Below are 12,223 nucleotides of genomic sequence, written 5' to 3' on the forward strand. Positions count from 1 at the left end.
GCTTACGGCGCTCCAGCCGTCAGCGCTTGTGAGGTCTGGCCGCTGAGTACGCGAACGTGGGTGCTGGGTTTGCCTCGACCGAGAAACAGATAGCGATACCAGCGCAGCAGTTGCTCATGCTCCGCGCCGTAAAGGCCATGGCGCCCTTCCTCGCCGAGAACGGCGGTGCGCGGATTTCCCCGTTGCGATGGACCTTGTCGTCCGGGCTCGGGAATTTGATAGGCTGCCGAGAACGCCTGTAGCATCGAGTAATCGAGGTCGAGTGGCGTGCAAAAGAAGACTTGGAACTGGCGCAGCCAATTAATCCAAGTGTTCATGTCGGCGACATTCTGAGGAAGCAGAGCGTCGAATGCAGCGAGATTGGCCGCCGGACCAGCGGGGTTAAGGTGTCGACCGAAGATTGCTTGTGGATTGACGCCCACTGCGAGGAGCTGGGTGCATGCAGTCTTGATGCGTCCCCAGCCGCCGCCATCGCGGCCCCAATCGAGATCGAGAAGCGTTGCATATGGGATGTCGAGGTCTGTCAGTAATCGCCACAAGTGATTGACGTGACGACCACCGAGTGGGACGACGGCCACGAACGAGCGGTCGATGTCGAGACCCATCGCTTCAGCGAGGCGTGGCAACACCACTTCCTCGGAGGCGCCTTCACCCAGCACCACAAAGCGTGCAAAGTAAAGCTCTGGGTAGGTCCGAACTGCCTCGCGCACAAACTTTGATGCTTCCTCTTGGTCTGGCGGAAGACGGATCGCGCGCACACGCGCCGTGCGATCGGCTGGGTTCAGCCGGAAATGCCTGACCTGAGCGGGATCAACGCGTGCAAGAATGCTTGCCGAGTGGCTCGAGATCAACGCCTGCGCTCGCGGCCCGGCGGTGAGCTCTTCAATCTGGCGAACGATGCGTGACAGGTAGAACGGGGCGAGATTGTTCTCCGGCTCCTCCACCGCAATAAGCGTGAGAGCTGGCAGGGGAACGCCTCCCGGCTGAAAGCCTGCGGCGGCGTTCGCCGCGACATTGGCTTCAATGTCCAGGGTGGCGGCTGTCATCGCGAGATGGAAGAGCGAACGCTGTCCGTCGCTGAGATCGTCGAGCGCTCGCTCGCGGCCTGCCTCGTCGGGACGGAAGACAACCTCGACCTTGCGGATGGCCTCTTCGAAGCGCAAGTCGATTGGACGAAACAGCGGTGTCGTGTCGGTACCTGCCGTGTGGACTTGCTGCCAACGCCGTGTGACCGCGCCCACGACGATATCGACGGCCGGCTCCGCGGCGAATGCGCCATTGAGGGCGGCACCGGCATCGGCAAAGGTTTGTCTAACACCTTGCGACCAATTGATCGCGCGCCAAAGACGGCCGCGCAGGAAGGCTGTTACCTGGGAGGCGCCATCACGTGACGCGGGCACATAAATCATTTGAATGCGAGCGCGGTCGAGCGCCTTTAGCTCGATGCAGTCGGCCTCGGCGAAGGGGCCGAAGGTCCGAACAGCCCAGTATTTCTGCTCAAGAGCGCCTTCAAGCGAGCCGTCGTCGGTCCAGGTCGCTTCGAGGCGCAGCCGGCACTTAAGACGCCCGGCATCGTCGGCCGCCATCTGCTGGAAGAATTCCGGGATCGCCCCGGCATTGGCGCCCCCCGCGTCCAGTTCCGGAAACGCCAGAATTGCCTCGAGAGCGAGTGCGCGCTGGAGCGGTGGGCCGGCCTCGGCTGCGGGGATATGGAAATCCTGGCGACGAACGCGTCGTTGCTCGCCGGTGATCCCAAAGAGTCGTTGAAGCGCTTGCAACACAGCGGTCTTGCCGGCGCCATTGACGCCCACGAAGGTCGTAAGACCGCTCGTCAAATCGATTGATGTGCCCGCTGGACCGAAGCAACGGAAGTTCGTTAAAAGAAGTTGTTCAATATACATGTGCGCGCGTTCCCCCCGAGAGTTGCGCTCATTGGTTTTCGTGCGGCGGCACGGATAATCATTATCTCACAGTGCGTTTCCTAACCACGGTCTGAGCAACGATCCGCCTATTTATTTTGGTCTTCCACGCGATTTGCGCGTCTGAGAGATTTCTCTTTCGCATCGTCTGCTTCAGGACTGTGTATTCCTTCTCGCTGTAGAGGTAGCCCATACGGTAGGCATGCTCGATGAGGTCATTGTTGGCGTTAGCGGTTAAGTCCTTCGCGATCCGCTTAAGCCCGTCGAACAGATTGCCGGTGTCAATCTGGATGAAGCGGTTGATGCAGACATTGCCGACATAGGTCTCGTTGCCGTTGAGATGGTTGCGAATGTAGCAGTGCTCTTTGATTTCCTGTCCGCATGGGCAGTGGTCAAATTCTTCGCTGATCTCCACCGCGACCAGGGACCATTCGGTGCGCGCGGTGTCGAAGCTTTGCGACACGGAGAGGGGAAGGATATGCGCCTTCAGGTTTTCGAAATTGTGCCCCTCCATTTAGCTGCCTCGTTCTACATCTGCACACGCAGGCGCCGCGCGCGCTCTCGGAACGCGGTTTCACCGCCTTCCAGAATCTCGCAGACCAGACGGCGGATTTCGGGGTTCTCCAGACCGCCGCTTTGATAGGTGATCTCCGGCAACCGGCCGGGGCGATGGGGCCCACAGGTGGCGACGATGACCTGGTCGGCGTCAGTGTTGACCACCAGGTTGGCGTTGTGTGTGACGATGATGATCTGGCGGCGCTGCTTGGCCTTGCGAAATCGTTCGACCAACTCGTCGAAGATCGACTTGGGATCGAGGTTTTCCTCTGGCTGATCGATGATCAGGGGACGGTCATCGTCGCGATCGATCGCGAGATAGAGCAGCAGAAGAACGATGCCCCGGGTGCCAGGCGAGAGCTGTTCGATATCAACGCCCTCATATTGGACACCGTAGCTCACCGTGATGTGGTCTGTGCTGTACAGCCAGCTCGAGATGCGGCCGGCCCATTCCCGAAACGCGGAAGCGTCGCTCCGCTCGACCTGTGCATGTTCGACAAGACCTCTCTCGTTGGCCTCGCGAAAGCTGGCCATCGCCTCGGCGACTTCGGCGCTAGAGCCAGTCTCCCACGCGGCCTGGAGATCCGATCTCGCGGCTGCCAGAAGGGAGCCGCGCCCCTTGAAGGGGCCGGTCTTGCGGAGGTCAAGAAGGTCTTCACCCTGTTGCGCCCAGGCGCCGACATCCACCACACGGCGAATCGAGAAGGAGAGCTTTCCTAGCGCTCCTTCCTCAGCCTCGAGCCGCGCTTTGAGTGGCGCGTAGAGCGCCGACAGCTCGCGCTCTTCGTCGATAATGCCGTCGAATATGGACGCATAGCTGTCACGACGTGATTGGATCAGCTCCTTTATGCGCTCGTCGGCGCCCTGCGCGACCTCGATATCGCGGTCGAGCTTTGCGAGCGCGGCTTCGTCGCGAGAAATCTTCTCGGACAGGCGAGCGAAGGCCTTGGCGTTTTCGGTGTCGATGCCGATCAGCGCACGGAGGCGCGCGGCCTCCTTGTTCAAGAGGCTCAACGTATTTTGGGTGAGAGCTATCCCCTCCGAAAGAAGCGAGGCGCTTGACGGCGGCGCTCCCGTCGCGACTGTCACTTCGCCGACGGCGGGTCCGGACAGGCCCTTGATGCGTCCGTCGATGGCCTTAATCGTGGTCGAGAGGATGGTGTCGACGTCCCCAGAAAATTCTAGGAGGAATGACTTCCACTGGTCGGTATTTAGGCCCGACTCTGAATGGGCCTGTTGGAGCTGTCGCAGGCGTGCTGGCGCCTTCGTTTTGCGAGTGTCCTCTACTTCGTCCTTGAGAGCCAGAAGCGCCTGCCGCCTGCGCTGTGCCTGTTCGACCTGGAAGCGGACGGATTCTGCCGCTGTCGATACTTCATCAAGACGCTTGGCTCGTTCCTCGCCGCCCTTACCGATGAGGCTGCTGCGGTCTCGCTTGTCCTTCGCGATGGATGCGGCCTTTTCGCCGCGCTGCTTGTGCAACGCTGGCAGTCCGGCCTTTCGATCGCGTTCGACGTTCAGCTCCGAGGCAGCATCGGCGAGAGCTTCTTCGTGACTGTGTCGGAGGGCGCGACCCCGCGCGGCGCGTAGGTCTAGCAATTCGCGGAAAGTGGTCGTTCCCATCCGGTCCTCGGCCGGGTGAGCCTGGTAAATAACTCGTTCGACCTCTGCGAGGAGTTCATCGGTAACGCCTTCCGCGGAGCAGAGGCTGTCGACAAACTGTTGGGAAAGGTACTGGACACGCGGCGAGTCGTAGAAATCCTCCATCTCGACATGGCGCAATTCGTTGGACGTCGGATCGCCGTCTTCCCAAGTGAGGCGGGCAGATGCTTCGCCGAGGTGGTCTCTGGCTCGGCGGATGAAGGACCGTTCGCTGAGGTGGGGAGAGAGGGCATCCCCTCCGGCGGCGATGATGTCCGCCAGGGCGGTCTTGCCTGAACCTCGTGCGCCGATGATGCCGACCAGGCCCGCGTTGAGAGGAGTGCGTGGCGTAGCGAGCCATGACGCGTCCGTAACTTCGATTGCAGTGACCACCTGAGACGGCAGCGCGCCGCGCGGCGGAGCGAGACCGATAAAGGCGCGCGTTTCTGCCTCAAGGCATGTCTGGCGCAGAGATTCAAAAGCGAGGTCACCCTTGACCCAGCAATACCGGTCCTTTTCGACCACACCGACGCGATCCGGACTATGGGCATCGCTGCCGTGCAAGCAGGGTTTCGTGCCATTCCAGTCCGAGACGAGTTTGGCGACCGGCACGGCGCCCTGTCCAAGCCAGAATGCCCGCTGCTTGGGATTCGACGAGAAGATGACGTGCGCAGTGCGCTCGATCTCTTTGCGAAGAGTGGCGAGCGATGGATCGCCTTGGAGCCCGGACGTGCCGTCATTGCTTCCCGCCGCGACGGCGATGAGGACGTTATCTTGCACCCACGGGTTCTTTTTCCATTCCGTGCGGAGCTCGTCAGGGTTGACCTTAAACTGATTGGCTCCGACGGCGAACGCCGCATTGTCGTCAGTAACGGCCTTATCGTGAGCACGACCGAGGCGAATGAGGTCAGATCGCTCGCAGCGGAAGGGCTGACCATAGGCGGTATAGGTCAGCGAGCGCAGAAATCTGCGGATCTGCTCCACGTGCTCTGGATCGTCTGGCGAAACGAGGAGGTGGAAGTTGATCGGTGAGCCACTGGCAGCGCCAATGCCATATCGCAGCTCAACGTTGGGAAAGATGAGGTCAACCTCGGGCAGACGGCCTGATTTCCGGTGTGCGACGACCTGCTCATAGACGTCGACGCTGTAGTAGTCGGTGATCCCGAGCGCGCGGATGCGCGGGGAAGAGGCTTCGACTTGCGCGAGAAATTTCTCCCACGCGTCGCTGCCGCGATATTGATTGTTTAGGACGGTGCCTGGGGCATGGATGTGTGGGTCCCATCGATGCCACTTGGAGCCGCCGGGATCGCGAGTTCCTGCCGCTGCTCCGCTCATTCGGCCCCCCTAAGCGGATTGATGATCTCGACGCCTTCGAAGTCCCTTTCGTTGTCGGTTACGACGACGCAGCCGTTCGCCTCGGCGATGGCAGCGATGATCGTGTCGAGTGCGCTGCGGGAGCGTCCACGAGCTTTTCCGTCGGCCATGAGCTTGGCCCATGCCAGACCAGCTTTTTCATCGAAAGGAAGCACGCGGCCGGCGAAGAGTGCTTGGGGGCCGTCCGGTCCCTCGAACCACTTCTCAAGCTCCCGTCGCTTTTTGCCGGCGGGCTTCTCAAGCACCCCTCGGCTGATTTCGGCTACGGTTAGGGAAGAGATATAGAGGTCTTGGTCAGCCTGCTCCGCCAGCCAATCCAACAGCGCCGCCGATGGCGTAGGCTTGGTGACGTTGCTGATGATATTTGTGTCGAGCAGGAAGCGCATCAAATCTTGACCTTGCGCCCTTCTTCGCGGGGGCGAGTCAGGTCAAGATCGGCGCCAACAAGCGGAGAGCGCCGGAGCGCAGCAAGAATACCACCCTTGCGCGGCGGCTCCCCAGAGATCGACTTGCTGACAGTGGCGCGCAACTCCGAGGCTTCGGGCGTGTCTTCTGCGAGCCTGCGAGCGATAGATCGGATCAGGTCGCGGTCAGCGTCACGACCAAGCACTTCGAAGCGCGCAAGCCCGCGTTCGCCGAGCCGCGAGCGGTAATTCTGGATCGCACGTCGCTGAGCCTTGCTGATGGTTTGCCTCCTAGTATTTCCAGTAATATAACCAGAGGAAGCTCTTTCGACAAGGGCGGTGTTCGCGCTGGGCCATGAAAGGGATAGCTGGTAAATGGCGTCCCCCCGTCCACGGAGCGATGCCAGCGACACTTCCCAGCCGGCTGGAGCGGGCAGCCTGTTGTCTGTGCAGTTTGAGGCGCACGGCCCAAGCTTCCAATCGGAAGAAAGGGAGGTTGAGGTCTTCAACCATTTAGTGCGGATCGGTCAGATGCCGATTCGTTGAAGCGTTTGAAGGTGATAGAGCGGCTCCAACATTAGAAGCGTTTGCGGGATGCATGCTCAACGCCGCATCCCGATAGATGGACACACGCCTGCGGATCCGGCCGGCTCAGTCAATCTGAAGGCGTGCGCTATCGGGCGGAAGCGATTTTCCAACACTCACCTTGACGGTGATCGTATGACGCGGAAGCACGGTGATGGTAGTGGGTGCTACGGTTTCCTCGCCAGCCTCGTGTACTTCATCGATCAGATCGCGGATTGCCTGTTGGTCTCCGGTGACGATGCTTCTGACGCGGTCATTGGCGCGCGGCTCGGCCAGAATTGGACCGCTTCGCATCAAGCCAGAGAAAGGTCCATGATGTGAGCGCGGAGTAAAGTGTTCGATGATGAACCAGGTGAACGGCAGAGCCGAACGAAATGCTTCATCGTGCAGTCCAACTAAGCCAGTAGGTTTACCCTCTATTGATCGAAGCCAGATGCCGGCGTCGATTCCACCGTTGTTAACTAAGGCGTCTCTTAGCGCTAACCCGGTCCCGAAATCGAAGATCTGACGACTTAAGTTTCGCGTGTGGAGGGCGCGCAGTTGGGTACGGGTTGTATCTGGGATCTTCGGAGTTTGTGGGCAATAGAGGCCATACAGAAGCGCGCCCTCGCCAAGAATCGAAGCGAGCCGGTCGAGTCGGGCTCGCTGCTGCGTATCGACGGCTTGGAAGCTTGCGCGCTGGTCGTACTCGCCAGAATTCGGATTCCGAAAGAGCCGTTTCGCCTGAATCAGATACGCCGTCGACCAGCTTTCGTTGGGCAGAATATGATTTTCGTAGGTGAGGACGAGACCAAAATCGGATTGCGAGACGTGGCGCTCCATCGCCGTGTTATGAGGATACGTATCGATCGAGACTTCGAAGTCGAGGCCGTCGCCAAGGGAGGCGAGATCCGCGTTGAGTTGATCCAAGCTATAGGGGGGGTTCTCCTCACTCCGCTGGGTTTCTGCATCGAGTAGGGCGCAAAGCTCATTGGTGAGAGCCGGCTCGTCCGGCGGGTGCTTCCGGAGCATCCGTTGAGACAAAGCGTAGTCGATGCCGTCGAGGTATTTGATGACTTGCTTCAGATGCTGCGGTCCGAACATCGAGCTACTTCTTGTTGCTGCGTTACTGTTTGAGCGGCGCTCGTGCTTTCGAGCATTGGCTTTTCGTCGCCTTGCTGAGGGCGGCTAGAAGGTATCTGCAAATAGAATACTGGGGAGAGCGTCGGTAGGAGTCCAAGCTCCAATCCGATGCCTGACATACGACTGGCAGAGGGCGACAATCTTGTCGGCATCCCCCAAACGAACGAGTTGCCGGGCGATTTCTGAACGCCCGGAAAGCGCTGGTACGCTGTATCCGGAGCTGGATACGAGGAGACCGCGGCTCGCCCCGTACGCCATGACCACCTCAAAGAAGCGCTCCAGAATGTCGGAGCCCGGTCTCGATGGCGCCTTCCAATGCTTGATCTCAACCAGATAAATCACAGGCTGACCGGCCTCGACGCAACGAAGTTCCAAATCAAAGCCGCCGTCACGTCCGGGGCGCGTGACCAGAACGTCGAATCCCAATCCCGAAAGAACCTCGCCCAGCAATCGTTCAAGGTCACGCCACTCGACATGCACTAGGTAATCGGGGCTACGAACGATTTCCTGAGCTAAGGCTTGCAACATGGAACGCAGGGCACGTTCTACGATTGCCCCCGGAGCGTCATCTTGGTTGCGCAGCGCTTCCTGTTGTTCCGAAATATAGCGCTTTAAACGGGGGCGGCCGCCGTTGGCCGGCCACACGATTCGGCCGTCCGTGTCTTCGGTTTGCGCCCGTTCTAAAGTGAACCGCCAGTGCCGGCCATTCGGAGGAAGATGTCCTCTCCAGTCGTATTGAAGGCGTGGCCGCACCCCATGAACCGTGAGATCGGCAAGCAAATATGGCCCGCGAGAATCATTGTCGGGATTACGATAGCGGTCTGGATTGGGAAGTGATGGGCGCTCGCCTGACTGGTGTGTGTCTTGAATGCTCACGATCTATTCCTCGCTGTCCGGCCAATTGCCGCCAGTTCGGAGATCGGCGATATCGGTTGAGTCCTTGGGCATTTGTAACGAGATGTGCCAATCTCGAGGTAGGGTTCGCTGCGAAGCGAACTCGACGCGCTGAATTGCAGGTGCTTCGGACGAGCCGTACTCGACTCTTTGTGCATCTTCGAGAGGGACCATTTCTGGCTCTATCCAAAGAGCCACCCCCAGGAAAACGTGACCTAGCAGATGAGTGTCGCCGCCATGGTGGATCACTACGTTGCCGGAATATGGAACACGCGCGGTTCGAATGATCGGCGGTGCGCCCTTCGCAATGTCGCCGAAGGGATTCAGTGCCGCTTGAACTTCCTGCCAAACATCATTGAGTGACCAAGTCGAGCCGTTGTCTGTGTTGCGGAAGATAGATGCGAATAAGTCAGTATTTTCTGGCAGAGCGAAGTCGAATTCATCCGGTGGTGTTGTGCCAGACTCGTCCGGGCGAAAGGTCCGAATACCCACCCCAGCAAGGGCACACGCTTTGTGCCAGAAGATCACGAAATCCAGCTTCAAGAGTTGATTGATATCTGCGACTGAGAATTCCGACGCCCGCCGAAGCGAAATGCTGTGCTGTAGTGCTACGGCTTCGGCCTCGGGCGAAAAGCCTGATGCGCTGACTGCTATGGTGCGGTCTGCGCCGATTGCTTGGCGTTTGGCCGCCAGCTGTTCAATCCAGGTGACATCTTGTTTCTTGCTTCTCCGCCGACACTCTACCGTGATGAGGATCTCCGATGTCCCGGCTCGCGTGCGGATGCTCGCATCGACCTCGCGTAGCCGGCCAGTGACCCTGCACTTGATCCGGTCAGGGGACCTTACGACAATGCCCGCGGGGCCGGCGTCGGCCTCGATCCGCGCAATCAAACGCTCGAATCCGCGCCATTCGGGATCTTGGCGGCGTCGAGCAGTCACTCCTCGCTGCCTTTCTTTTTTGCCGCCGCGTCGAGAAACATCGGGAAGAAGCTTCGCTGCGTTTTCACCTTGATGACGTCGTTAACGCCGATCGTATTTGCCTTCCTCCTCTCGCCGCCTGCGGGAGTGATCACCTCCAAATCCGGGCTCTCGATGATCGCCGCATGGACATCCTCCGCATGAGCAGGAGTGATGTTGTAAATGCTCTCGTAGAAGTCGATTACGGACATGGCATCGCCGGATTCCGTCACGAGGCGTGGGATGTCTCCCAAGAGTTGGTTCTTCGCGGAGGCCCGACCCTTATCGTCGAACAAGTAGAGCATTCCCTCATCGTGTCTGGGGTCATACGATAGCATATTGAGGCCCGAGCGACCGAAATGCGCCTGGAGGCTCGCATTGTCATGAAGGATGTTGTTGTAGACCTGCCGTGCCCGATAGGCGTTGGCGAAGTGGATCAGCCAATACCTCCATCCGCCAGGATTGTTGATAGAGAAGGGACTCACGTAGGGCGCACATAAGCGAAAGGCGTCGAAGACAATCTTCTCCGCAGTTCCGAGCCAATCGTTCTTGCTCATCAAACCATTGAGCGCATCGATACTCGCGCTCGTCAGCCCAAGATGAGCAAGCCGTGTTCTCAGCTGCTCTGGCTGGTTCTTCTGCAGGAAAGCGAGCAGTGAACTGATCATAAAAGTGTAGAAGATTTCTGCAGCGGGATAGGAATGCATGATGTCGAGGAGCGTATCCCTCTCGACATGACTGTCGCCGCATTGATCTAGATTGAAGATAACGCTCCGATACCGTCCTTGTTCAAGGAGTATCTTGATCTTCGGATATGCAGCCTCGAAAAATTCGTTCAAATACTCGACGCGCAGGTGCAGCTTCGGGCACGTCTGAGCGATAGCAGCTTGCATCGGCGCGACATGTGTCTTCAACAATTCAATGGCATCGCGACTGGCGTCATTGAAGATCAGAAGGCATTCGACCTCGATCGCGCCAAGGCCTTGTACCGACCGATGTGTGTTTACCGCCTCGACGGCGCGCTGCAATTCTTCGATGAATATCAGCGGTGATCCAGGTGTCCCGCACTGGTATCGTCCGCCGCCTGCAAAGCCATCCACGATTGCAAGCCGAAACCGTTCCTGCTGCGGCAGCCTGCAGCGGACGCTGAGATAATCGAAGACGTATTCGCGCAGGATTTTGTGCTTGCGCTTGGAATGCTCCTCAAGCTTCGCACCATCAGCCCATTCGTATGGTTTTTCTACCACCTCGCCCCCAATCCCTCGATGGCCCCTTTAAGGAACAGCGATGGGAACGGTGGGCATCTCATCCCAGGTCCGTCCCCGATACTCGCGTCCGTTGGCTCTTTTTGAGCGCTTTTTATTGTCTTTGCCCCAGGTGCCCCACTGTTTAAAAAAGAAGGCTGTTCCTGCCGACAGGCACTGCAGATGTATTTCGTCGATCCATTCCTCACGGATTGGCCGAGCTGACTTCCCACTCTCGCCGCCGACGATCGCCCAATGGATATCGCGAAGATCGACACGACCGACGGCACCAATAAGAGGCTCGAAGGAGATGAACCTTATGGCCGCCGGTGCCTGGCGCAGGTGTCCTACGCGTTCGACCACATCCGAGTTCTCGATGCTGGTGCCGAGCCAGACATTCGGCAAGATCTCGCCAATGTGAGTGGCCACCAGCTTAGCCATGCGTTCGGGACGTTTCGTCAGAATCTGGTAGTGGTGATGCTGTGTCTCGCGCATGACCTGCCAGACGTCACTGATGAAGGCGTCGCTAACCCGTTCATGGAAGAGGTCGCTCATCGAGTTTACAAATATCTTACGGGACTTGCGCCAACGGAGAGGAATCGATAGCGACTCGCGGTCCTCCCGAACGACACCATTCCAGACCGTGCGTTTCCCCGTTTTGCGGGTCAACTTGGCGTATTTCTCCACGCCCATAGCCTCAAGGCGCCTCGCCATTTCCATGGCGTAGCAATGAGTGCAACCAGCGGTGACGATCGAGCAGCCCGCGACTGGATTCCAAGTGGCGTCCGTCCACTCGATCTGAGTTTCAGCCATCTTGTCCCCCGTGCTGATTTTGTGCAGGCCGGTGCATTAGGCGGTTCCAGTCATCGTTCGTTGGCACGCTTGTGACGGCGAGCAACTGTATGAACAGTCGGGTCCGGCTTTGCGCCGATATCGCCGAAATTCTGGAGACGAAGCGCAGGCCGAGTGGGAAGCTTCACCGTCAATTCAAGCTTTCCGCCGATTGCCTCCACGTAGCTTCGCAGCGTCGACAGATGCATATCCGTCTGTTTCTCGATCTTCGACACGGACGGCTGCTTGATGTTCAGCGCGGTTGCAATATCCCCTTGAGCCTTGCCGGCGATCTGGCGCAGCTCTCGCAGCCCGTCGACCTGATCTCGCAGATCCAGGAAGTGCGCCTCGATTTGCTCCTGTCGGCCGCGGGGCAGCTTCGCGACGACTTCATCTAGCTTTCGACCCATTGGATCACCGTTGTATGTGGATCGCTGGTGCTAGCGACTCCGCCTTAGACTTGGACCCGAAAGCCCGAAACGCCATCTCGAAGCGTGATGCAACCTAACGGCCTTCATATAGCTTCAGGGCTATGTCGCAGTCAATGATGACGCCGTCTGTGTATCTGCGTGGATGCACGTTTGCCGTCGTCGCGGGACAGGGGAAGGGGCGTCCGCTGATGCCGATTCTTGCAGCTCAGTCTTCCGCAGCGAAGAGACGACAGGCCTTCGATGCATTCGTGCGGAGCGGCCAGACGCCG

11 protein-coding genes are annotated in these 12,223 nt (G+C 58.9%); all 11 read right to left on the reverse strand.

The annotated features are described in order from the left end of the window. Nucleotides 1-2: 2 nt before the first annotated feature. Nucleotides 3-1,901, reverse strand: a complete 1,899-nt coding sequence (locus tag MMG94_RS12615; RefSeq protein ID WP_016921087.1) for an ATP-dependent nuclease — start codon at nucleotides 1,899-1,901, stop codon at nucleotides 3-5. 61 nt (nucleotides 1,902-1,962) lie between these two features. Next, the gene (locus MMG94_RS12620; protein WP_016921086.1) at nucleotides 1,963-2,433 is read right to left on the reverse strand and encodes a hypothetical protein; all 471 of its coding nucleotides are present in this window, start codon (nucleotides 2,431-2,433) and stop codon (nucleotides 1,963-1,965) included. A gap of 14 nt (nucleotides 2,434-2,447) precedes the next feature. Beyond that, entirely contained in the window at nucleotides 2,448-5,447 is a 3,000-nt protein-coding gene (locus MMG94_RS12625; RefSeq protein WP_016921085.1) for a TrlF family AAA-like ATPase, read from the reverse strand. Next, the gene (locus MMG94_RS12630; RefSeq protein ID WP_016921084.1) at nucleotides 5,444-5,872 is read right to left on the reverse strand and encodes a PIN domain-containing protein; all 429 of its coding nucleotides are present in this window, start codon (nucleotides 5,870-5,872) and stop codon (nucleotides 5,444-5,446) included. Before MMG94_RS12630 ends, MMG94_RS12625 begins: the two co-directional genes overlap by 4 nt. Beyond that, nucleotides 5,872-6,171, reverse strand: coding sequence for a hypothetical protein (locus MMG94_RS12635; RefSeq protein ID WP_026016421.1), 300 nt, complete (start codon nucleotides 6,169-6,171; stop codon nucleotides 5,872-5,874). The genes MMG94_RS12630 and MMG94_RS12635 overlap by 1 nt, the downstream gene beginning before the upstream one ends. Nucleotides 6,172-6,541: 370 nt before the next feature. Beyond that, nucleotides 6,542-7,558: a hypothetical protein gene (locus MMG94_RS12640; protein WP_016921081.1), complete on the reverse strand. Its 1,017-nt coding sequence runs from the start codon at nucleotides 7,556-7,558 to the stop codon at nucleotides 6,542-6,544. Nucleotides 7,559-7,642: 84 nt separating this feature from the next. After that, on the reverse strand, nucleotides 7,643-8,473 hold the full coding sequence (locus MMG94_RS12645; protein ID WP_154419749.1) for a restriction endonuclease: 831 nt from the start codon (nucleotides 8,471-8,473) through the stop codon (nucleotides 7,643-7,645). A 3-nt stretch (nucleotides 8,474-8,476) separates the two neighbouring features. Continuing rightward, nucleotides 8,477-9,430 (reverse strand): restriction endonuclease, encoded by a 954-nt coding sequence (locus MMG94_RS12650; RefSeq protein WP_026016420.1) that lies wholly within the window; start codon nucleotides 9,428-9,430, stop codon nucleotides 8,477-8,479. Continuing rightward, the gene (locus MMG94_RS12655; protein WP_026016419.1) at nucleotides 9,427-10,695 is read right to left on the reverse strand and encodes a three-Cys-motif partner protein TcmP; all 1,269 of its coding nucleotides are present in this window, start codon (nucleotides 10,693-10,695) and stop codon (nucleotides 9,427-9,429) included. The genes MMG94_RS12650 and MMG94_RS12655 overlap by 4 nt, the downstream gene beginning before the upstream one ends. A 27-nt stretch (nucleotides 10,696-10,722) precedes the next feature. Beyond that, nucleotides 10,723-11,505 carry a DUF5131 family protein gene (locus MMG94_RS12660; RefSeq protein WP_016921076.1) on the reverse strand — a complete coding sequence of 261 codons (783 nt, stop codon included), beginning with the start codon at nucleotides 11,503-11,505 and terminating at the stop codon, nucleotides 10,723-10,725. Between the two features lie 50 nt (nucleotides 11,506-11,555). Further along, entirely contained in the window at nucleotides 11,556-11,933 is a 378-nt protein-coding gene (locus MMG94_RS12665; protein WP_016921075.1) for an XRE family transcriptional regulator, read from the reverse strand. Nucleotides 11,934-12,223: the final 290 nt, after the last annotated feature.

The sequence above is a fragment of the Methylocystis parvus OBBP genome, from assembly GCF_027571405.1.
Lineage (GTDB): Bacteria > Pseudomonadota > Alphaproteobacteria > Rhizobiales > Beijerinckiaceae > Methylocystis > Methylocystis parva.

Coding starts and splice junctions, on each gene's coding strand:
- MMG94_RS12640 (WP_016921081.1), bottom strand. CDS start 7,558: ATGTTCGGACCGCAGCATCTGAAGCAAGTCATCAAATACCTCGACGGC.
- MMG94_RS12625 (WP_016921085.1), bottom strand. CDS start 5,447: ATGAGCGGAGCAGCGGCAGGAACTCGCGATCCCGGCGGCTCCAAGTGG.
- MMG94_RS12615 (WP_016921087.1), bottom strand. CDS start 1,901: ATGTATATTGAACAACTTCTTTTAACGAACTTCCGTTGCTTCGGTCCA.
- MMG94_RS12620 (WP_016921086.1), bottom strand. CDS start 2,433: ATGGAGGGGCACAATTTCGAAAACCTGAAGGCGCATATCCTTCCCCTC.
- MMG94_RS12630 (WP_016921084.1), bottom strand. CDS start 5,872: ATGCGCTTCCTGCTCGACACAAATATCATCAGCAACGTCACCAAGCCT.
- MMG94_RS12665 (WP_016921075.1), bottom strand. CDS start 11,933: ATGGGTCGAAAGCTAGATGAAGTCGTCGCGAAGCTGCCCCGCGGCCGA.
- MMG94_RS12660 (WP_016921076.1), bottom strand. CDS start 11,505: ATGGCTGAAACTCAGATCGAGTGGACGGACGCCACTTGGAATCCAGTC.